Raw genomic sequence first — 21,921 nt, forward strand, 5'->3', positions numbered from 1 at the left:
CGGCGTGTGCTATAAAGCCGTCGTAAAAGGGACCCACGCCGGCGAACCCGGTCTACCAACACACATCTGTCATGTCCAAAGCACTGATCATTGCGGAAAAGCCTTCTGTCGCGAACGACATCGCGCGCGCTTTGGGCGGCTTTACAAAGCATGACGAGTACTTCGAGAGCGACGAATTCGTCCTCTCGTCCGCGGTCGGCCACCTGCTGGAAATCGCCGCCCCGGAAGAGTACGAGGTCAAGCGGGGGAAATGGAGCTTCGCTCATCTGCCCGTCATCCCCCCGCATTTCGACCTGAACCCGATCGCAAAAAGCGAGTCGCGCCTGAAAGTCCTGACCAAGCTCATGAAGCGCAAGGACGTCGACCGCCTGATCAACGCATGTGACGCGGGGCGCGAGGGCGAGCTGATTTTCCGCCTGATCGTGCAGCACGCGAAGGCGAAGCAGCCGGTCCAGCGCCTTTGGCTGCAGTCGATGACGCCGCAGGCGATCCGCGACGGTTTCGCGCATCTGCGCAGCGACACGGACATGCAGCCGCTCGCCGACGCCGCACGCTGCCGCTCGGAAGCCGACTGGCTCGTCGGGATCAACGGCACGCGGGCGATGACCGCGTTCAACAGCAAGGGCGGCGGCTTCTTCTTGACGACCGTCGGCCGCGTTCAGACGCCAACGTTGTCGATCGTCGTCGAACGTGAAGAGAAAATTCGCCGTTTCATCCCGCGCGACTACTGGGAAGTGAAGGCCGAGTTCGCCTGCGCGGGCGGCTTCTACGAAGGCAAGTGGTTCGACCCGAAATTCAAGCGCGACGAATTCGATCCGGAAAGGCGCGACTCCCGCCTGTGGAGCCTACCGGCCGCCGAAACGATCGTCGCCGCGTGCCGCGACCATGTCGGCACGGTGTCCGAGGAATCGAAGCCGTCGACGCAACTGTCGCCGCTGCTGTTCGACCTGACGAGCCTGCAGCGCGAGGCGAACAGCCGCTTCGGCTTCTCCGCGAAGAACACGCTCGGTCTCGCGCAGGCGCTATATGAAAAGCACAAGGTGCTGACGTACCCGCGTACCGACGCGCGCGCGCTGCCGGAAGACTACATCTCGACGGTGCAGTCCACGCTCGAGATGCTCAAGGAGAGCCACAACTATCTGCCGCACGCGAAGCAGGTGCTCGACAAGGGCTGGGTGAAGCCGAACAAGCGGATCTTCGACAACTCGAAGATCAGCGACCACTTTGCAATCATCCCGACGCTGCAGGCGCCGAAGTCGCTGTCCGAGCCGGAGCAGAAGCTGTACGACATGGTCGTGAAGCGCTTCCTCGCGGTGTTCTTCCCGGCGGCCGAATTCCGCGTCACGACGCGGATCACCGAAGTCGCCGGTCATCACTTCAAGACCGAAGGCAAGGTGCTCGTCGAGCCGGGCTGGCTGCAGGTGTACGGCCGCGACGCCGAAGGTGCGGACGCGAACCTCGTGCCGGTGCAGAAGGACGAGAAGGTGAAGACGGACGAGATCGCCGCCGTCGCGCTTGTGACGAAGCCGCCCGCACGCTACTCGGAAGCGACGCTGCTGTCGGCGATGGAAGGCGCGGGCAAGCTCGTCGAGGACGATGAGCTGCGCGAGGCGATGGCCGCGAAGGGCCTCGGCACGCCGGCGACGCGCGCGGCGATCATCGAAGGCCTGCTCGGCGAGAAATATCTCGTGCGCGAAGGCCGCGAACTGATCCCGACCGCGAAGGCATTCCAGCTGATGACGCTGCTGCGCGGGCTCGGCGTGAAGGAACTGACCGCGCCCGAGCTCACCGGCGAATGGGAATACAAGCTGTCGCAGATGGAGCGCGGCAACCTCGGGCGTGACGCGTTCATGCAGGAAATCGCCCGCATGACGCAGCAGATCGTCAAGCGCGCGAAGGAATACGATTCCGACACGATCCCGGGCGATTACGCGACGCTCGAGACACCCTGCCCGAACTGCGGCGGCCAGGTGAAGGAAAACTACCGCCGCTTCGCATGCACGAAGTGCGAGTTCTCGATCTCGAAGATTCCGGGTAGCCGACAGTTCGAGATCGCGGAAGTCGAGGAATTGCTGCAGCAAAAGACCATCGGTCCGCTGTCTGGCTTCCGCAGCAAGATGGGCCGCCCGTTCTCGGCGATCCTGAAGCTCTCGTTCGACGACGAGACGAAGAACTACAAGCTCGAGTTCGACTTTGGCCAGGACCAGGGCGGCGAGGAAGGCGAGGCGCCCGACTTCTCCGCGCAGGAACCGGTCGGCGCGTGCCCGAAGTGCAAGGGCCGCGTGTTCGAGCACGGGATGAGCTATGTGTGCGAGCACTCGGTCGCGAATCCGAAGACCTGCGACTTCCGTTCGGGCAAGGTGATCCTGCAGCAGGAAATCACGCGCGAGCAGATGGCGAAGCTGCTGGCCGACGGCCGCACGGATCTGCTGCCGAACTTCAAGTCGTCGCGCACGGGCCGCAACTTCAAGGCCTTCCTCGTGAAGCAGCCGGACGGCAAGATCGGTTTCGAGTTCGAGAAGAAGGAGCCGAAGGCTGCCGCCGCGAAGAAGACGGCAAAATCGGCGACGAAGGACGCCGAAACCGTGACGGAAGGCGCCGAAGAGAAACCGGCACCGGCTCGCAAGACCGCCGCCCGCAAGACGACGGCGCGCAAGACGGGCTCGTAATGCTCGGGTTGCCGGGGGTTCCCCCGGCGCGTCGCGCGCCGGTCGAACGACCATGAAAGCGGCAATAAAAAAACGCGGATCGATCGCTCGATCCGCGTTTTTTCTTGATGCCGGCCGTCTCTGTGCGCGGCCGCCGCGACGTTACAGCGGCGACGGCACCGCGACCCGCGCGCGCGGCGAACGCGCGAGGCGCGGCTGCAGGTTCGGGTCGGTCGATTCGGGTGGCTCGGCACGCATCTCGACGCCGATCGGCGCAGGCGCAGCACCCTGTGCCGCCCACTGTTCGCCCATCGTCGCGTCGGTCGCGTGGCTGAAATACTCGACGAGGTGGTCGATGAACGTCCGCACCTTCGCAGGCAGATGGCGCCGGCTCGGATAGGCGATGTTGATCTCGACCTGCGGCAGCCGGAAATCCGGCAGCAGCCGCACCAGCGCACCGCGCGCGATGTCGCTGCCGATCAGGTAGCTCGGCAGGATCGCGACACCCATCCCGAGCAGCGCGAACTGGCGCAGCATCGCAGTGTTGTTCGCGACGATCACGTTGGTCGGGCGCACGCGCACTTCGCCGTCCGGCCCCGTGAACACGCGCTCGTCGCCCCAGTATTCGGTCGGCAAGCTCAGCGCCGGGTGCTCGGCGAGGTGTTCCGGGTGGGTCGGCACGCCGTGCTTTTCCAGGTAGCTCGGCGTCGCGCACACGGTCATGCAGCCCGTGGTCAGCCGCCGCGTGACGATGCTCGCGCTGCGCATCTGACGCGTGACGACGATCCCGACGTCGAAACCTTCCTCGACGAGATCGACCTGGCGGTCGACCAGCGTCAGATCCGGCACCACCTTCGGGAATTTCTCGGTGTACGACTGCAGGACGGGAGCAAGGTTGTGCAGGCCGAACACGACCGGCGCGACGATGCGCAACGTGCCCACCGGCTCGTGATTGCGCGCGACGACCATCTGTTCGACATCCTCGAGCTCATCGAGAATCTGGCGCGCCCGCTCCAGGTAGACCTGGCCCGACTCCGTCAGCGAAAGGCTGCGCGTGGTGCGGTTCAGCAGGCGCGTGCCGAGCCGGCCTTCCAGATCGGCGACGTGACGCGTCGCGACCGCGTTGGAGATATCCATTGCACTCGCGGCCCGCGCGAAACTGCCGAGATCCGCAACCTTGACGAACACGCGCATCGACTGCAAATGATCCATAAACGACTCCTGCCGCTGTTACAACTTCAAAAAGTTGAAGCATATGCGTAATTCTCCTACGACAGCGGAAATGATGCAGAGTTGCTCAACAAGGCCCGTGTTGACGATAAAAATAGTCAAAAATCCTCACCCATCGCGAATGGATGATCCAATTATTCTGATTGAAGCAACAATTGGGTGAACCTCATCCGGTAAGCGGCCGAATCAGGAAGGACGTGTCTGATGCGACACAACATCGCACCCCGTCGCACCCGACGGGAGCGACGCCGGGTCAGGCCAGAGCCGATTGCGGCGGAGCGTAACAACCTGTTAAAAAGACACCAAGACGTCCGCCGACGTAGCATCATGTCGGCCCCGGCCGGGCGGGACGGGTGCGCGACGTGCGCCGCCGCCACTGCCGCTTTCAACGCGCGACTCCCGCTGATCATGAAAATTGCCATCCTCGACGACTACCAGGACGCCGTCCGCAAGCTGAACTGCTTCGAGATGCTTGCCGAGCACGACGTGAAGGTCTTCAACAACACGGTTCGCGGCCTGGGGCAACTCGCGAGCCGCCTGGCGGAAGTCGAGGCGCTCGTGCTGATTCGCGAGCGCACGCCGATTTCGTCGCAATTGCTCGCCAAGCTGCCGAATCTGCGCATGATCAGCCAGACCGGCCGTATCTCGAGCCACATCGACCTCGAAGCATGTACCGACCGCGGCATCGCGGTGCTGGAAGGCACGGGTTCGCCGGTCGCGCCCGCCGAACTGACCTGGGCGCTCGTGATGGCCGCCCAGCGCCGCATTCCGCAATACGTCGCGAACCTGAAACAGGGTGCCTGGCAGCAATCGGGCCTGAAGACGTCGGCGCTGCCGCCGAACTTCGGTCTCGGCCAGGTGCTGCGCGGCCAGACGCTCGGCATCTGGGGCTACGGCAAGATCGGCCGGCTGGTCGCCGGCTACGGCAAGGCGTTCGGGATGAACGTGCTGATCTGGGGCCGCGAGCATTCGCTCGAGGCCGCGCGCGCCGACGGCTACACGGCCGCCGAGAGCCGCGAAGCGCTGTTCGAGCAGAGCGACGTGCTGTCGCTGCACCTGCGCATGCACGACGACACGCGCGGGATCGTCAAGCAGGAAGACCTGATGCGGATGAAGCCGACGTCGCTGCTCGTCAACACGAGCCGCGCTGAGCTGCTCGAGGAAAACGCGCTCGTCAACGCGCTGTCGCACAACCGTCCGGGGATGGTCGCGATCGACGTGTTCGAGAGCGAGCCGATCCTGCAGGGCTACAGCCTGCTGCGGATGGAAAACGTGATCTGCACGCCGCACATCGGCTACGTCGAGCGCGAAAGCTACGAGCTCTACTTCAGCGCGGCGTTCCGCAACATCCTCGCGTTCGACCAGGGCGACATGTCGAGCGTCGTCAACCCGGAAGCACTGACGCCGCGCCGCGTGCGCTGACCGGCGCGGGCCGCGCTCGCCGCGCGGCCCCGTTTCTCCGTTCCCGCCTTCAGGCGGCCACGCGGCCGCCCGTCATCGCGTCGACGCGCGTGAGGAAATGCTCGCCGTCGCGCCGTCCGAGGTCGTACGCATGCCGCATCTGCGACGGACTCGTGTAATCCCAGCTCGAAATCGGCACCTTGCTCGACGGCTGTACATAGAGCCGCCTCTGGTCGCCGTGCGCGACCGTGAACATCTGCGGGCGCGGATACAGCCGCGTGACGAGTACCAGCACGTCACCCGGCGATGCGTCGAGCGCGTCGACCGGCACGTTGTCGACCATCCCCCCGTCGAGTACGGGCCGCCCGCCGCGGCGCAGCACCGGCGTGAACGGCGGCGTGCACGACGACTGCAGGATCAGGTCGGCGAGTTCGTCGACACTTGCGCATGCCTGCGCGCGCACGAATTCGGGCCGGAAGCCGAGCGTGCGCCCGAGCGTCGGGTGCAGCGTCTTGCGCACGTATTTCTCGATGTTGTACGCGACGAGGCCGGCGGCGACCGCACTGCGCGCGCCGAGCCAGCGCGGCACGTGCGACACGCCGATGCGGATCTCCGGCGCCGCGGCGAGCTTCGCGAACGGCTCGCCGTAGATGTCGAGCAATGCCTGACGGTAGATCCGGTAATGCGGAAACACCGGCTCGCGCCCGAACAGGTTGCCCCAGTACGCGTTCTTGCGGTTGTGGCGCAGCGCCTCCTCGTAATAGCGCATCACCCACGCGGCATCGCGCGTATACAGCATGCAGGCGGTCGCCGCGCCGGCCGAGATGCCGGCGATCACGCGCGGGCGCAAGCCGAGCGCCGGCTGGGCAACGTCCCAGAAGCCGGCCTGCCACCAGCAGCGATTGCCGCCGCCCGCGAAAACGATCTGGTCGAACATCGCGCCGCTCAGCTGACGAGCGCGTAGGTCGACGTTGCGTGAACGGCCATCTTGCCGTCCTCGTCGAACAGCTCGACTTCGCCGAATACCAGGTTGCGGCCCATACGCAGCACGCGCGCGGTGACGAGCACGTCGCCCTTGCGCACCGGACGCATGAAATTCGTGTTCAGCGAGACGGTGGTCATCGGCCGGAACTCGCCGAGCGCGGCCGAGATCGCGACCACCATCGCGGTGTCGGCGGCGGCCGTGAACACCTGCCCGCAGATGATGCCGCCCGAATGACGGAATTCGCCGGAAAACGGCAGGCGCATCGTGACGCTGTCGTCGCCGATCGATACGGGGACCAGACCGAGCGAGCGGACCCACGGGGCCAGGAGCCGATCCAGCAATTCGCGGACTGCGTTTTCGTCCATCTTCGAATGTCCAGAAAACGTTGCGCGACCGCCGCGCAACGGGTGTGGACGTCATCATACCGGGAGCGCGCCAACTGCGATCGCTCGTGAGCGCGCGAGCCGCCGCCGGGGCCGTGACGAAGTATTTTCAGGAAATTTGCAGAAAGCGCTTGCCAAGCCCGAAATACCCGTGCATAATCTTTCTTCTGTTGGGGGCGTTAGCTCAGTTGGTAGAGCAGCGGACTCTTAATCCGTAGGTCGAGTGTTCGAGTCACTCACGCCCCACCAGGAATTTCAAAGGCCGGTCAGCGCAAGCTGACCGGCCTTTTTCCATTCCGGCGACCGATTCAGGCGCCCGCCCGACTCCCAAGCATCACGGCATGCAATTACATACATGCCTCGCCCGTGCACTTTCCGCTAGAATCGTCCGACAAAATATCACACGACCGGGACGGCGATCGCCATATCGCCCCCGGCACTGAGAGAGCATGGGACGTCAGACATGGAATCATGTGAGCGAGACGCGACCATTCGGAGGGCACGGTCACGCCGACAGCCGCGCGCACGTCGAGTCGCGCCATCCCCCCGATCGCATCCGGCCCCGTCGCACGACGCGCACCGCGGATCCGGCCATGCCACGTAAGGACGCGCTCGTCGCACTCGCGCTCGGCGTTGCGCTGCTCGTGGTCGCAGCGATGCTCGCCGTCACCGCGAGCCGTGCGGTGGGTGATCTGGTCCGCACGCCGGGCACGGTCGTGCGCATCGTGCAGGACAGCGACGCGATGCGCGGATACCGTCCGATCGTCGCCTATCTCGCGAACGACGGCCACCGCCGTGAAGTCGCCGGCAATACCGCATCGGTGGTCCCGGCGTACGACATCGGCGAAAGCGTCGACGTCCTGGTCGATCCGGCCCATCCGAACCGTCCCGCGCTGATCGACGATTTCACACAACGCTGGTTTCCCGTCGCGGTGCCGGCACTGCTCGCGGTCGCGTCGCTTGTGGTCGGCTGCCTGCTGTACGGGAGCGAGCGCCGTAGCCGGCGAGACAACGCGCTTGCCGCACCGGCCGCCGGCAAGACGGCCCGCCGCCGCTGGAACATCGCGATCGTGCTGGTACCGATCGCGATCGGCACCGGCTTCCTGGCCGGCGCCGGTGCTGCCGGGCTGCGCCAGTGGCAGATCGCCCGCCATTACGCGCACTCGACCGGCCACGTCGTCGAGATCACCGAATCGGCACAATCGTCCCGCACACGCACGTCGCTCTACTCGGCGACCATCGCGTTCACGACCGACAGCGGTCGCCCGGTCACGTTCGCGCAAGGCTCGGCTTCATCGCGCCCCGGGCTGTACGAAGGCGAGGTGGTCAACGTGCTGTACAACCCCGTCATACCCGAGCGCGCGGTCATCGACCGGTTCTGGGACCGGTGGGGACTCACGGCGATCCTGTTCGCGATCGGCGCACCGTTCCTCGCCACCGGATTGTTCGTCATCGGTGCGCTGTGGCCCGATCATCGGCCGCACGAACTCGCTGAATGATGAATGCGGAGGAGACGGGCCGTCGACGCCGCGGCCATCCGCGAGAAACACCGCAACGTGCGCCCGCATCTCCGGCACTTCGAGCAGGTTCACGCAGCGCAGCAACGTGCGCTTGCATCCAAATCGGCGAACGACATGAGCCGATCGAATAACGCCCGCACCGGCCGCGAAGCCGGTGCGGGCGCGGGCACATTGCGTGCCGCTTACCACGGCAGCGAATAGGTCTTCGTGTTCGTGAAGCTCTTCATCGCCTCCTGCACGCCTTCCTTGTAGCCAAGCCCCGAATCCTTCACGCCGCCGAACGGCGTCAGTTCGAGCCGGTAGCCCGGCACCTCGCGCACATTCACGCTGCCGACCTCCAGCTCGGTGATGAAACGCGTGATGTTGTCGAAGCGGTTCGTGCAGACCGACGACGACAGCGCATAGTCGGTGCTGTTCGACATCCGGATTGCTTCGTCGATGTCACGGAAGCGCATGATCGGCGACACCGGGCCGAACGTCTCGTACTTCACGAGCGGCATGTCGGGTGTCACGCGATCGATCACCGTCGGCGAATACAGCGCACCGTCGCGCACGTTGCCGACCAGCAACCGCGCACCGCGCGCGATCGCGTCGTTCACCTGCTGCTCGCAGAACGTCGCGGCCGCCTCGTCGATCACCGTGCCCATGTCCACCGACGGATCGGACGGATTGCCGTACGACCACGCGCGCGTCTTCTCGACCACCAGCTCCGTGAAGCGATCGGCCACCGTCTCGTGCACGAGCATGCGCTTGATCGCGGTGCAACGCTGCCCCGAGTTCTTGTACGAGCCCGACACGGCGAGCGTGCTTGCTTCGTCGAGATCGGCGTCGTCCATCACGATGATCGGATCGTTGCCGCCGAGTTCGAGCACCGCGCGCCGGTAGCCCATCCGCGACGCGATCGACTTGCCGATCGATACGCCGCCGGTGAACGTGATGAGGTCGATCGCCGGATTCGTGATCAGCTCATCGGCGATCTCCTTCGGGTCACCGGTGATCACTTGCAGCATCTGCGGCGGCAGGCCGGCTTCGTACAGGATGTCCGCAAAGAGGTAGCACGACAGCGGCACCTTCTCCGACGGCTTCACGACGATCCGGTTGTTGGTCGCGACCGACGGCACGACCTTGTGCGCGACCTGGTTCATCGGATGGTTGAACGGCGTGATCGCGGAGATCACGCCGAGCAGCGGTTCGCGCTGCGTGTACACGCGGCGCTTCTTGCCGTGCGGTGTCAGATCGCACGAGAAGATCTGCCCGTCGTCCTTCAGCACTTCGCCCGCGCCGAACGTGAGCACGTCGGCAACGCGCCCGGCTTCGTACGTCGAATCCTTGATGCACAACCCGGCCTCGGCCGTGATCAGCGCCGCGATCTCGGCGGTGCGCGCGCGCACGATGTCGGCCGCGCAGCGCAGGATCGCCGCACGCTCGTGGCGCGTGAGCGACGGCCGGTATGCACGCGCGGCGGCGAACGCGCGTCGCACGTCATCGAGCGTCGCCTTCGGCACGGTGCCGACGAGCGTTCCGTCGTACGGGTTGCGCACGTCGATGACTGCGTCGCGATGAATCAGCTCCCCATCGATTCGCAGTGCTTCACGATGAAACGAGCAGACCTCCGTCGATGCTGCAATGTCGTTCATGATGTCTTCCTGACGGGTGCGTACGCGTCACTGCAGATGATTGAGCGCGATGTCGATGATGTCGAAGTTGCGCAGTCGCGCGCGGGCCGTGACGTCGGTCGCGACCGGCTTGCTGAAGATCAGCGGCACGATCTGCTCGGAGAGCCCGCCGTGCGAGCGCAGCGGCACGTCGAGGCCCGACAGGTCGTGCTTGATGCGGCTCGTGCCGAGCACGACGTCCTGCTTCGAGATCACGATCAGGTCGCCCATCCGGTCGGGCGGCAGCTCGAAGCGCGCGCAGCCCTCGGCGCCCGTCAGCACGACCTCGATGCCGTCCACCGCGGCAAGCCGCGCGCGCAGCGCGTCGGCGTCGGCGGAATCCGGCACGTACACGGTCGCGAACGAGCCGAGCGCGCCGTGGTGCACGACGTACGGATCGGTGATCGGCAGGATCACGCGCGCGGCATCGTGGCCGAGCCACTCGTCGAACAGCTCCTGCAGGTAGATGACGTTGGGCTCGCCGGTCTCGCCGTCGTGCTTCGCGTTCATCCCGTGGTCGGCCGTGATCGCGACGATCGCGCCGAGCTCGTCGAACCGCTTCAGGTATGCGTCCATCATCTGGTAGAACGCGTTCGCGCCGCCCGTGCCGGGCGCGCACTTGTGCTGCACGTAGTCGGTCGTCGACAGGTACATCAGGTCGATCGGGCGTGTTTCGAGCAGGCGCACGCCGGCCGCGAACACGAACTCGGACAGCTCCGCGCTGTACACGCTCGGCACCGGCTTGCCGACCAGTTCCAGCACGTTGTCGATGCCGTTTTCCTCGATGCTCGCCTCGTCGGCCTTCTCCGACGAGAAGCAGATGCCCTTGAGCCCCTTGCCGAGCAAGCGACGCAGCTTGTCCTTCGCGGTGACGACCGCGACGCGCGCGCCTCGTTCGGAGAAGGTCGCGAGCACGGTGGGCGCGACGAGATACTTCGGATCGTTCATCAGCACCTCGGCGCCGGTGTCGCGATCGTAGAAGTAGTTGCCGCTTATCCCGTGGATCGCCGGCGGCACGCCGGTAACGATCGACAGGTTGTTCGGGTTGGTGAAGCTCGGCACCACGCACTCGCCCTTGAGCGCCGTGCCCGGCTTGAGCAGCGTGCGCAGGAACGGCGCGACGCCGGCCTCGGCCGCCATCTCGAGATATTCATAGGCGCAACCATCGACGCAGACCACCACCACGGGGCGGCTCATCCAGTTGTAGCGGCGGCCGTTCACTTCCACGAATACAGGCGTTTCAGACATGACGTTCAGTCCGTTCGGTTCGAAGGGGTTGAGCTGTCGGCGCCCGCACCGCGCCGAGGAGGATGTTTTCCATGCTTGACATTAAAATCGATGATTTGTAGATTGTCAACAATATGGAGAAGACAGAAAGCAAAAGTCGAAGGGACGACGGGCTCGCCGCACACGGCGACCGCTATCGGCACAGCTGCCGCGCGCTCGTCGACGGCTTCCGGCCGTTCGGCGATCCGGCGATCCGGGTGCCGATCATCTTCACGTTCCATGCGCTGGACGGTCCAAACTACGATTTCAATCGGTTTTATCAGGAGGTCAAAATGCGCGGCTACGTTCTGTATCGGGGCAAGCTGACGGAAGTCGATACGGTCCGCGTCGGCTGCATCGGCCGCTTCAGCGAAGCCGGCATTCAGGGCGCGGTCGCCACGATCGCCGACACGCTGAAGGCGATGGGCGTGCGCCGCGTGTCCGCCGAAGCCGCGGCCTGACGCGATGTACCCGCCGCACGACGACACGCATCGCCGTGCGGCGGTTTCGCTTTCTTTCCCCGCCGTGCGCGGCACGGCGCCCGACCCTTACCGGCACGACAACCGATGCGACCCTTCTGGATCGAACAAGCACTGTTCAACGACGGCGATCTCGCCCCCGCCCTGCAGGGCGCGACGCAGGCCGACGTCTGTATCGTCGGCGGCGGCTTCACCGGGCTTTGGACCGCGATCCAGGCGAAGCAGCAGAACCCGGCGCTCGACATCGCGATACTCGAAGCCGACCTGTGCGGCGCCGGCGCGAGCGGGCGCAACGGCGGGTGTCTGCTCACATGGTCCGCGAAATTCCTGACGCTGCGCCGCCTGTTCGGGGAAGCGGAGGCGATCCGGCTCGTGAAGGCGTCGGAGGCGGCCGTCCAGCACATCGCCGACTTCTGCCGTACGCATCGCATCGATGCAGAGCTGCGGCTCGACGGCACGCTGTACACCGCGACGTCGCGCGCGCAGGTCGGCACGCTCGCGCCGGTGCTCGACGCGCTCGCCGCGTGCGGCATCCACAGCTACGAGCCTCTGCCGGCCGCCGAGGTCGCGCGCCGCTCGGGCTCCGCACGCAATCTCGACGGCGTGTACTCGCCGATCGCCGCAACCGTGCATCCGGGCAAGCTCGTACGCGGGCTGCGCCGCGTCGCGCTCGACATGGGCATCCGGATCTACGAGCGCACGCCGCTCGTCGACTTCACGCCGGGGCAGCCGGCCGTCGTGCGCACGCCGTCCGGCAGCGTGCGCGCGAGCAAGCTGGTGTTCGCGATCAACGCGTGGATGGCGAGTCGCTTCCCGCAGTTCGAACGCACGATCGCGGTCGTGTCGAGCGACATGGTCATCACGGAGAAATGCCCGGAACTGCTCGAGCAGACCGGACTCGTGGACGGTGTGTCGGTGCTCGATTCGCGGATCTTCGTGTACTACTACCGCACGACGGCCGACGGGCGGCTGATGCTCGGCAAGGGCGGCAACACGTTCTCGTGGCGCAGCCGCATCGCGCCGGTGTTCGACCGGCGCTCGCCGTACGAGGCGCAGCTCACGCAGAGCCTGCGCGAATTCTTCCCGTCGCTCGCGGGCGTACCGATCACCGCGAGCTGGAACGGCCCGTCGGACCGCTCGGTGACGGGCTTCCCGTTTTTCGGCCGCCTCGACGACGCGCCGAACGTGTTCTACGGCTTCGGCTATTCGGGCAACGGCGTCGGGCCGACCTACATGGGCGGGCAGATCCTGTCGTCGCTGGTGCTCGGCCTCGACAACGTCTGGACGCGCAGTCCGATCGTGCGCGGCCCGCTCGGCCATTTCCCGCCGGAGCCGATCCGCTATGTCGGCGCGCACGTCGTGCGCAATGCGATCCGCCGCAAGGAGCGCGCGGAAGACGAGAGCCGACGGCCGGCGAGGGTCGACACGTGGCTCGCGAAATTCGCGAGCGCGGCTGGCAAGGCCGACAAGGCGTGACGATGCGATGACGTCACGCGCAACGAAACGCAATGAAAAAGGGACGCTGCGAAGCGTCCCTTTGCATTTGGCACGACCGCCCGTGCCGCCGCGTCACACGCGCGCGGCTTTCTCACGCGCCACGTTGCCAGCCGAGGGCAGCGCCTGCTCGTGCGTGCGGCGCATCCGCGCAAGGCCGTGCGCGACGTGCTCGCGCACGAGCGCGACGGTCTTCTCCTCGTCGCCGCTCGCCAGCGCCTGCACGATCTTGTCGTGCTCGGCCGCCGACACCGCGATCGCGTCCTCCTCGGCCTCGATCGCGGCCTGGCGCAGCAGCCCGAGCTGGCGCACGAGCCGGCGATAGGTGTCGGTGAGGTGCGTATTGCCGACACCGACCACCATCGCGTCGTGGAACTGCACGTTCAGCTCGGTGTAGCGCGTGACGTCGTGCGTCTTCGCCGCATCCTTCATCGACTGGATGATGCCCTTCAGCACCTTCAGCGTGTCGGGCGAAATGCGTTTCGCGAGCGCGCGCGCGACCGACTCGTCGAGCATCGCGCGCACTTCGTAGATCTCCTCGGCCTCGCGCAGCGGCACGACGCGCACCGTCACGCCGCGGTTCTTCTCGTTGCGCAGCAGCCCGGCCTGCTCGAGCGCACGAAACGCCTCACGCACGGGGCCGCGCGACACGTTCAACTTGGTCGCGATATCGACTTCGTTGAGTTTCTCGCCGGGCGCATATTCGCCGGACACGATCGCGCGTTCGAGCATGTCCTGGACAAGCATCGCGAGCGACTGGCTTTGCAGGAGTTCGATGGCGTTGAGCGCGTTCGGGGCAGTCATGATCGGGCAGGCAGCGAAGCTGCGGATGAGAACGAGGGCGCCATGTCGGCGAATGATCGCTATATACCCTCACCCCGATATATTGTCAACAGTTTTCAGTTTCCAATAGCGCGTGCCTCATGCCGGAATGCGATGAGCGTGCGGCCGGCGCGAGCACGCCGAACCGCACGACGCAGGCCAGCCGTCAGGCCGTCTGCTTGACCGGCCCCGGATCGCTCTGGCTCGGCCGGCCCGTCTCGACGTGGCCCGCGAAGCGGCGCACGACCTTGTCGTCGCCGCCGCGCAGCGTCGTCGCGGTGATCGTCAGATCGTACCAACCGTGGCTCGACGACAGCTCGAAGTGATCCTCGATGCGCTCGCCCGGCTCCAGCGTGTAGGTGCGCGCATGCGCGTGGCTGTATGCGTTGTCGACGACCACGCGGCATGCCGCACGGCCGCTGTTGCGCAGTTGCAGGTACACGTGGCGGTTGCGCACGTCGTAGCCGATCTTCGCTTCCGGGTTCGCGTGGCGGCCGTCCGCGGCCAGCCGCGTGTTGCCCTGGAATTCGCACAGATAGCCGTTCGGGCCATAGGCGGCGAGATGGTAGTCGCCGCGCGCGGCCGACGTGCTCCAGGTGTCGGCGAAACGGTCGTGCGAGGACACTGCGTAGCGGCGCGGCGGCGTCGCCGGATTGCGGCGGTCGTACACGTAGAACGCGGCGCCCGCGTCACCCGAGTTCGCGAAGTCGAGCGACACGCTGTCGTCGCGCCCGTTCACGCGGGCATGCACGAACAGCTCGTACGGCAGCGCGCGCGCCGGACGCGTGCCGGGCTCCTGCGCCGGCATCGACTGCTGCGCGGGCACCTGGTATGCCTGGCCGGCGGTGGCGATGTGCTGCGGCACCGTGAAGCTCACCGTGCGCGTATCGGGCCGCGCGGAGAAGTCGAATGCCGACGTGAGGTCGCCGCAGACCGACCGGCGCCATGCGCTGATGTTCGGCTCCTGCACGCCGAAGCGCGCTTCGAGGAAACGCAGCACCGACGTGTGGTCGAACGTCTCCGAGCAGACCCAGCCGCCCTTCGTCCACGGCGAGATGATGATCAGCGGCACGCGCGGCCCGAGGCCGATCGGCTGGATGCCACCCGGGTCCGCGCCCGGCACCAGCGGGCTCATCTCGCCCGGGTACTTGTTCAGGTCGAGCAGTTCGTCGCCGAGGTTCGACAGCAGGTTCGACGACACGATGCCCTGGCCGCCTGCCCCGCTCGTGACCGGCGGCACCGGCGGCACGACGTGGTCGAACAGCCCGTCGTTCTCGTCGTAGTTGAGGATGAACACCGTCTTCGCCCACACCTCGGGGTTCGACGTCAGCGCCTCGAGCACCATGTTGATGTAGAACGCGCCGTCGGTCGGCGACGCCTGCGGATGCTCGCTGTACTTGTACGGCGCGACGATCCACGACACCTGCGGCAGCCGGTTCGCCTGCACGTCGGCCTTCAGCTCGGCGAGCGTGTGGTCCGACGCGCCCTTGTCGACCAGCGGGCCGCTCGCGCCTTCCTTCACCTGGAACTTCTTGAAGAACATCAGCGAATTGTCGGTGTAGTTGTCGGTCGGGTCGCCCGGGATGCCCGTGCCGCCCTGGTACACCTTCCAGCTGATCTTCGCGTTCTCGAGACGTTCCGCGTAGGTCGTCCACGTGTAGCCGTTCGTGTTGTTGCGCTCGCCGATGCCGGGGCCGTTCGGTTGCGTGCCGTACACGTTGCGCGAGTCGATCGTGCCGGTCCACAGGTAGATGCGGTTCGGTGCCGTGTCGGCGTGCGCGGAGCAGAAGTACGCGTCGCAGATCGTGAACGCGTCGGCCAATGCGTAGTGGTACGTGAGATCCTGGCGCTTCAGGTAGCCCATCGTCAGCACGTCCTGCTTCTGGTTCACCCACTGGTCCCACTGGCCGTTGTTCCAGGACAAGTGGCCGCTGCTCCAGCCGTGGTTGGTGCCCGGCTGGAATTCGGTCGTCTGCTTCGGATCGAGGTAGAACGGCAGCACGTACGGCGCGGACGGGTCGAGCCCGCGCGAATGGTAGTTCTTCGTGAACACCGACGCCGGCGGCTGCTGCCACACCGGCACACCGCTCGGCAGCAGGTGCGGGCGCGGGTCGTTGAAGCCGCGCACGCCGCGCAGCCCGCCGAAGTAATGGTCAAACGAGCGGTTTTCCTGCATGAAGATGACGACGTGTTCGACGTCGCGGATCGTGCCGGTGCGATAGGCGGCCGGCATGGCCAGTGCCTTGCGGATCGCGGGCGGGAAGCCGGCGTAGGCGGCCATCGCGCCGGCGGACTGGGCGGCAAGGCGCAGGAAATCGCGTCGATTGGTGGCGGACATGAAGAGGATCCTGTGGGTCGGTAAGGGTGGCGCCGGTCGAGCGGGGCCGGCGGTCGGTGCGTTGCCGCTATTACTCCGCACCGGCGTGTCCCGGCCGTGACCGGTTCCAGCAGGTTTCTTGCGCTCACCCCCAGCTTTTTTTCGAAGCGACGCCCGGCGCGCCTTTCATCCGGCCGACACATGCCTGCGCTACGCTGACGCGCGATGAAGAGGGGGGAGAAGCCGAGTCGTGTTCGATCAGCTGAAGGCGTTCCACGCGACCGTCCGGCAGGGCAGCATCACGCGCGCCGCGCGCCACCTGGGCGTCAGCCAGCCGACGATCGCCGCGCAGATCCGGCAAGTCGAGCAGTTGTACGGCGTCGAGCTGTTCTATCGCAGCGGCCGCAGGCTCGAAGTCACTGAAACCGGCATCGAGCTCCTGCCGCTCGTCGAGAAGATGATCTCGCTCGAGGCGCAGGCCGACATCATGCTGCGCAACGTCGGCGGCCTGTTCGAAGGACACCTGCGGATCGGTGCGACCGGGCCGTACTACATCATGGACGCGGTCGGCCGCTTCTCGCATGCGCATCCGTCGATCGCACTCACGTGCCGGATCGGCAATTCCGAGGAAATCCTGCAGGCGCTGCAGGAATTCCGCATCGACCTTGCCGTGTCGTCGCAGCGCAATGACGCGGAAGGCCTCGAATGCAAGGTGATCTCCACCGATCCGCTCGTGCTCGTCGTGCATCGCGACCATCCGCTCGCGCGCTTCGACACGATCGACGCCGCGCAGCTCGCGAACGTGCGGCTGCTGATTCGCGAGGAAGGGTCGGTCACGCGCCGCTGCACGGAGACGATCCTCGCGGCGGCCGGGGTCGCGCCCACGTCGGTCGCCGAGATCGGCAGCCGCGAAGCGATCCGCGAGGCGATCCTGCATGGCGTGGGCGGCAGCCTGTTTCCGCGCGGAGAGGCCGAGCGTCATCCGGACCTGCGCGTCGTCGCGCTGCGCGGTGTCGACACGACGATCGACGAATATGTGTACTACCTGAAGGCGCGCCGCCAGAGCCCCGCGATCGATGCGTTCCTCGCGTGCATCCTGCCGGCGCAGACCGCGACGCACGAGCCAACGCACGCGACGCGGCCGGTGAACGCGCGCTGAGCCGCCGCGCGTTCACCGGTTCGCGCATTTCCCTGCACCTCCGTGGTCATGTCCGGCGCGTGTCCCGCGCCTTCCCTCTTGCTTCCCGCCGTGTGTTACTTCGGCAGCGCCGGAATCATCCACGTGAACACGTGCTGCTGCAGGAACACGAGCACGCCGAGCAGCAGCGTGAGGATCACGCTGTGCCAGAACGTGCGCGCGAACACGACGCCTTCCTGCCCCTTCAGGTCGGTCGTCGACACGCCCGTGGCGATGTTCTGCGGCGAGATCATCTTGCCCATCACGCCGCCCGACGAGTTGGTCGCGGCCATCAATACCGGATCGAAGCCGAGCTGCCGCGCCGCGACCACCTGCAGGTTGCCGAACAGCGCATTGCCGGACGTGTCGCTGCCGGACAGGAACACCGCGATCCAGCCGAGCGACGCCGACACGAGCGGGAACAGCGCGCCGGTCGACGCGACGCCGGTGCCGAGCGTGTAGCTGATGCCCGAGTAGTTCAGCAAATACGCAAGCCCGACGATCATCATCACCGTGATGATCGCGATCCACGTCTGCCGCCAGGTCTTGACCACGCATTCGAAGAACGCGCCGACGCCGGTGCGCGTCAGCACGGCCGTGATGACCGCCGAGAGCAGGATCGCGGTGCCCGTGCCGAGCGGCTGGAAGTCCCAGATCGCCGCATACGGCTTGTGATACAGCGACACGAGCACCGCGTTGTGCAGGCCCGGCCATTTGATCTTCACGTCGCCGATCGCCGCGACGTTCGCATGCACCCAGACGATCACGACCACCGATACGACGATCCACGGCAGCCAGCCGCCGAAGCCCGCGCGCGCGGCGCCGGCCGCGGCGGGCGCGCTGCGTGCGAGCGCGTATTGCGGATCGGGCTGCGGCTTCCACACCTGCAGGAAGCCGATCGTGACGATCAGCGACGTGAGCGACGACAGCACGTCGGTGAGCTGGTAGCCGAGGAAGTTCGACGTGACGAACTGCGCGATCGCAAAGCTGCCGCCCGACACGAGCAGCGCGGGCCACAGCTTCGAGATCGAGCGCAGGCCGCCGTACGCGCCGACCACGTAGAACGGCAGCAGCAGCGCGAAGAACGGCAGTTGCCGGCCGACCATCGCGCCGAGCGTCGCGGGCGGCAGCGACGTGACCGCGCCGAGCACGGTGATCGGCACGCCGAGCGCGCCGAACGCGACCGGTGCCGTATTGAACAGCAGCGTGTAGGTGAGCGCTTCGAGCGCGGGGAAGCCGAGCGCGATCAGGAGCGCGCTGGTGATCGCGACCGGCGTGCCGAACCCGGAGATCCCTTCGAGCAAACAGCCGAACGAGAACGCGACGACGAGCAGCACGAGGCGGCGGTCGTCGGGCAGGTTGTCGAGCATCCACTGCCGGAACTGGTCGAAGCGGCCCGACTTCACCGCGATGTTGTACAGCAGCAGGGCGTTGAACACGATCCACATCACCGGCACGACCGCGAGCGCCATACCGGCGCCGACCGCGTCGAACGCGAGGCCGGCCGGCATGCCCCACGCACCGATCGCGACCGCGAGGCCGGCGACGAGGCCGGCGAGCGACGCCTGCCACGCTGGCCGGCGCAGCACGCCGAGCGCGATCAGCGCGACCGCGATCGGGATCACGGCGACGAGGAAAGACAGGAACAGCGAGTTGGCGACGGGCGTCAACGGCTGCGCGAACAGGATGCCGGGCGGCAGGGCTGCGGTGGGATTCATCGTGTCTCCGTTGTCGACCGGAGTTGGCGCTTTAGCGCCTTACTCCGGTCCCATGCTTCGCGGTCGACCGGAGTTGGCGCTTTAGCGCCTTACTCCGGTCCCATGCTTCGCGGTCGACCCGAGCTGGCGCTTTAGCGCCTACCCCGGTCCCATGCTTCACGGTCGACCGGGGCTCGCGCATCAGCGCCTGCGCACACCTCGATCCCGTTCGAACGTCTGTTCCACGGCCGCAACGATCATCCGACGCTTGCGCACGCAACCATGCCGCAGCGCCAACCGATCGGTCGCTTAAAAGAGGTTAGGAGGCGCATTGCGCTTCCACAAGGAGGGCAAGCCCGATGCGCCCGGTGCCGATACACGGCATCCGCCGCACGTTGAACGGCGGCTGGCGCCCCGCTGACGCGCGCGCCAGCAATCCGCCGGCGCAATGTTGCTCAACCGGAAAAGGTGACTGACGGGACGCGGGGTGTTTCGTTTGGCATCCGAAGCCTAGACTCGCTGCATCGGTTCCGCCCGCGCCGACGACGGCGCGGCTCCGGAACGCTCACGGAGCAAACACGATGAAAACCATGAAACTTGCGGCGTACGCGTTGGTGCTGATCGGCTCGGCCGTCGCCGCCCAGGCTCAGGCTGAGTCGACGCTGACGCGCGCGCAAGTTCGCCAGGAACTCGCGGAACTGCAGGCCGCCGGCTATCGGCCGAGCCTCGCCAGCGGTCCCGACTTTCCGCAAAACATGCAGGCGGTCATGCAGCGCGCCGCGCAGGCGCGCGGCGATGCGGCCGGCCACGGCAACGACGGCCACGCGAATGTGGAATCAGGGAAGCCGGCGCTGCCGCGCGTGGCCGATCGCGACACATACGCGCATCACTGAAGCGGCTGAAACCCGGCCGGGCGCGTGACCGCACCACCATCCGGCCCGCGGCCGGCCTGCCCGCCGCGCGACGCGCAGCGGGCGGCGGCCATCAAACGCTGAAGCGGTTCAGCGTATAGGCACGATAGGCCGCGACGAACGCATCGAACGATCCGGCCTCCTTCGCTTCCAGTTCGGCCTGCTCGGCCAGCGACTTCGCCGCGAGCGCCTGCTCGGTGCGCATCGTCTCCGCCGACGGCGGGTTCGCGCGGAAATGCGCGGCGTGCGCCTCGCTGTGCGCGAGCGCGAACGCGAGGAACGACTGACCGTTCTCGCGCATCGTGCGCAGCACGCGCGCCGACGGCGTGCGCTCCGGATCGGCGAGTTTCTCGCGCTGCGCGGCAATCGCACGCGCATGCTCGTCGCCGCCGCGGATCTCGTCCAGACGGCGCCCGACGGTCTCGATATCGGCCATCAGGTCGTCCGCCCACGCCTGCAGCGTGACCGGCTGGCCGTCGCGCACCAGCGTGAGCCCCGGCTTGCGCCCTTCCATCGTCACGCTGCCGAAGTTCGCATTCGCTTCCTTGTACGCGTCGCAGTCGAGCGCAGGGCTGTCGTCGAGCGCGCAGGCAAGCAGGAACGCGTCGATGAAGCGTGCGGTCTCCAGCGCGATGCCGGTCGGCTCGAACGGATCGATGTCGAGGCAGCGCACTTCGATGTACTGCACGCCGCGCGACGCGAGCGCATGCAGCGGACGCTCGCCCGAATACGTGATGCGCTTCGGCCGGATCGTCGAGTAGAACTCGTTCTCGATCTGCAGCACGTTCGTGTTGATCTGGATCCACTCGCCGTCGCGATGCGTGCCGATCGCCTCGTACGGCGGATACGGCTCGCTCACGGCCTTCGACAGCGCATCGAGATAGCCAGGCAGCGTGTTGTAGTCGACGTGCAGCGCAGCCTGCGCGGTCGTGTTCGAGTAACCGAGGTCGCTCATCCGCAGGCTGGTCGCGTACGGCCGGTACAGCGTATCGGCATCGAACGCGTCGAGCTTGTGCGGCTTGCCGCGCAGGAATTTCGCGTCGAGCGCGGGCGATGCGCCGAACAGGTACATCAAGAGCCAGCTGCGGCGGCGGAAGTTGCGGATCTGCGCGAGATAGCGCTCCGACTGGTAGTCGACGAGCGTGCCCGTCGAGCCCTCTTCCGCATGCAGGCGCCGCCACACTTCCTCGTGCAACGAGTAGTTGTAGTGGATGCCGGCGATGCACTGCATCGTGCGGCCGTAGCGATACGCGAGGCCGCGGCGGTACACCGTCTTCAGGCGGCCGATGTTCGACGTGCCGTAGTCGGCGATCGGAATTTCATCGTCGGCCGGCAGCAGGCCCGGCATCGAGTCGTTCCACAGCATCTCGTCACCGAGCGACGCATACACGTAGCGGTGCAGATCGTCGAGACGTTCGAGCGTGATCGACGCGTCGCCTTCCGCCGGCGTGATCAGTTCGATCAGCGCTTCGGAATAATCGGTCGTCAATGAAGGGTGCGTGAGGGCTGAACCGAGCGCGCGCGGATGCGGCGTGAACGCGATCATCCCGTCGCGCGTCACGCGCAGGCTTTCCTTTTCGATGCCGCGCAGGCCGTCGGGCAGATGCTGCCGCGTCGGGCCCGAGCTCAGCGCTTCGAGACGATTCAGCAGCAGTTCGGACTGGCGGTGAGTCATGGTGTTCGACATGGAGACGCAAGTGCGTGACGGCCGCGCGCGAAATGCCGCGCGCGGCCGGCTGGATTATTGGTCGCTTCGTTGGTAGCGGGCACTTTAACATCTCGCCGTAACACGCGCTTGAGGTGGCGCCGGGCGGTGCGCGCCGGCCGCGGCGGGCCGTCGGGCGGGACGATGGCAACGAACGCCGCGCGCACGACTGACCGTCGTCGGCACCGGCGGACGCACCAATCACACGACATTCATCGGAGGGAACGTGAG

15 protein-coding genes, 1 tRNA gene and 1 pseudogene are annotated in these 21,921 nt (G+C 66.5%); 8 read left to right on the plus strand and 9 right to left on the minus strand.

The window, feature by feature from the left end; translation table 11 throughout:
• Window positions 1-71 precede the first annotated feature (71 nt).
• A complete protein-coding gene (locus tag ACT2FV_RS32535; protein WP_151051204.1) occupies window positions 72-2,669 on the plus strand; it encodes a DNA topoisomerase III in 2,598 nt (865 codons plus the stop codon).
• A 141-nt stretch (window positions 2,670-2,810) separates the two neighbouring features.
• Here the strand turns inward: ACT2FV_RS32535 and ACT2FV_RS32540 are convergent, their stop codons facing one another.
• A complete protein-coding gene (locus ACT2FV_RS32540; RefSeq protein ID WP_124902882.1) occupies window positions 2,811-3,860 on the minus strand; it encodes a LysR family transcriptional regulator in 1,050 nt (349 codons plus the stop codon).
• 426 nt (window positions 3,861-4,286) lie between these two features.
• Here ACT2FV_RS32540 and ACT2FV_RS32545 point away from each other — a divergent pair, with 426 nt between their 5' ends.
• Complete coding sequence (locus ACT2FV_RS32545) at window positions 4,287-5,300, plus strand: D-2-hydroxyacid dehydrogenase family protein (RefSeq protein ID WP_059678959.1); 1,014 nt, start codon at window positions 4,287-4,289, stop codon at window positions 5,298-5,300.
• Window positions 5,301-5,349: 49 nt separating this feature from the next.
• Here the strand turns inward: ACT2FV_RS32545 and ACT2FV_RS32550 are convergent, their stop codons facing one another.
• The gene (locus ACT2FV_RS32550; protein ID WP_124627060.1) at window positions 5,350-6,216 is read right to left on the minus strand and encodes a patatin-like phospholipase family protein; all 867 of its coding nucleotides are present in this window, start codon (window positions 6,214-6,216) and stop codon (window positions 5,350-5,352) included.
• 8 nt (window positions 6,217-6,224) lie between these two features.
• Window positions 6,225-6,629 carry a PaaI family thioesterase gene (locus tag ACT2FV_RS32555; RefSeq protein WP_011886440.1) on the minus strand — a complete coding sequence of 135 codons (405 nt, stop codon included), beginning with the start codon at window positions 6,627-6,629 and terminating at the stop codon, window positions 6,225-6,227.
• 191 nt (window positions 6,630-6,820) lie between these two features.
• Here ACT2FV_RS32555 and ACT2FV_RS32560 point away from each other — a divergent pair.
• A tRNA-Lys gene (locus ACT2FV_RS32560) sits at window positions 6,821-6,896 on the plus strand.
• 200 nt (window positions 6,897-7,096) lie between these two features.
• The gene (locus ACT2FV_RS32565) at window positions 7,097-8,146 is read left to right on the plus strand and encodes a DUF3592 domain-containing protein (protein ID WP_444505418.1); all 1,050 of its coding nucleotides are present in this window, start codon (window positions 7,097-7,099) and stop codon (window positions 8,144-8,146) included.
• Between the two features lie 203 nt (window positions 8,147-8,349).
• Here ACT2FV_RS32565 and phnY read toward each other — a convergent pair whose 3' ends face one another.
• A complete protein-coding gene (gene phnY / locus ACT2FV_RS32570) occupies window positions 8,350-9,804 on the minus strand; it encodes a phosphonoacetaldehyde dehydrogenase (protein WP_444505419.1) in 1,455 nt (484 codons plus the stop codon).
• Between the two features lie 27 nt (window positions 9,805-9,831).
• On the minus strand, window positions 9,832-11,070 hold the full coding sequence (phnA, locus tag ACT2FV_RS32575; protein WP_444505420.1) for a phosphonoacetate hydrolase: 1,239 nt from the start codon (window positions 11,068-11,070) through the stop codon (window positions 9,832-9,834).
• Window positions 11,071-11,213: 143 nt separating this feature from the next.
• Here phnA and ACT2FV_RS32580 point away from each other — a divergent pair.
• Both ACT2FV_RS32580 and ACT2FV_RS32585 read left to right on the plus strand, forming a co-directional pair.
• Window positions 11,214-11,549, plus strand: a pseudogene (locus tag ACT2FV_RS32580) (2-aminoethylphosphonate--pyruvate transaminase); the annotation flags it as partial.
• Window positions 11,550-11,654: 105 nt separating this feature from the next.
• Window positions 11,655-13,043 (plus strand): FAD-dependent oxidoreductase, encoded by a 1,389-nt coding sequence (locus ACT2FV_RS32585; protein WP_444505421.1) that lies wholly within the window; start codon window positions 11,655-11,657, stop codon window positions 13,041-13,043.
• Window positions 13,044-13,136: 93 nt separating this feature from the next.
• Here ACT2FV_RS32585 and ACT2FV_RS32590 read toward each other — a convergent pair whose 3' ends face one another.
• The gene (locus tag ACT2FV_RS32590) at window positions 13,137-13,865 is read right to left on the minus strand and encodes a phosphonate utilization associated transcriptional regulator (RefSeq protein ID WP_059602994.1); all 729 of its coding nucleotides are present in this window, start codon (window positions 13,863-13,865) and stop codon (window positions 13,137-13,139) included.
• Window positions 13,866-14,049: 184 nt separating this feature from the next.
• The gene (locus ACT2FV_RS32595; RefSeq protein WP_444505422.1) at window positions 14,050-16,221 is read right to left on the minus strand and encodes a phosphocholine-specific phospholipase C; all 2,172 of its coding nucleotides are present in this window, start codon (window positions 16,219-16,221) and stop codon (window positions 14,050-14,052) included.
• Window positions 16,222-16,450: 229 nt separating this feature from the next.
• On the opposite strand from ACT2FV_RS32595, the gene ACT2FV_RS32600 reads away from it, so the two are divergent.
• Window positions 16,451-17,359 (plus strand): LysR family transcriptional regulator, encoded by a 909-nt coding sequence (locus ACT2FV_RS32600; RefSeq protein WP_059602989.1) that lies wholly within the window; start codon window positions 16,451-16,453, stop codon window positions 17,357-17,359.
• 95 nt (window positions 17,360-17,454) lie between these two features.
• On the opposite strand, the gene ACT2FV_RS32605 is transcribed toward ACT2FV_RS32600, so the two are convergent.
• A complete protein-coding gene (locus tag ACT2FV_RS32605) occupies window positions 17,455-19,095 on the minus strand; it encodes an L-lactate permease (RefSeq protein WP_444505423.1) in 1,641 nt (546 codons plus the stop codon).
• A 560-nt stretch (window positions 19,096-19,655) separates the two neighbouring features.
• On the opposite strand from ACT2FV_RS32605, the gene ACT2FV_RS32610 reads away from it, so the two are divergent.
• The gene (locus ACT2FV_RS32610; protein ID WP_124906056.1) at window positions 19,656-19,967 is read left to right on the plus strand and encodes a DUF4148 domain-containing protein; all 312 of its coding nucleotides are present in this window, start codon (window positions 19,656-19,658) and stop codon (window positions 19,965-19,967) included.
• Window positions 19,968-20,058: 91 nt separating this feature from the next.
• Here ACT2FV_RS32610 and gshA read toward each other — a convergent pair whose 3' ends face one another.
• The gene (gshA, locus tag ACT2FV_RS32615) at window positions 20,059-21,672 is read right to left on the minus strand and encodes a glutamate--cysteine ligase (protein ID WP_444505424.1); all 1,614 of its coding nucleotides are present in this window, start codon (window positions 21,670-21,672) and stop codon (window positions 20,059-20,061) included.
• Window positions 21,673-21,921 lie beyond the last annotated feature (249 nt).

It is taken from the genome of Burkholderia sp. PR2 (assembly GCF_052372875.1).
GTDB classification, from domain to species: domain Bacteria; phylum Pseudomonadota; class Gammaproteobacteria; order Burkholderiales; family Burkholderiaceae; genus Burkholderia; species Burkholderia diffusa.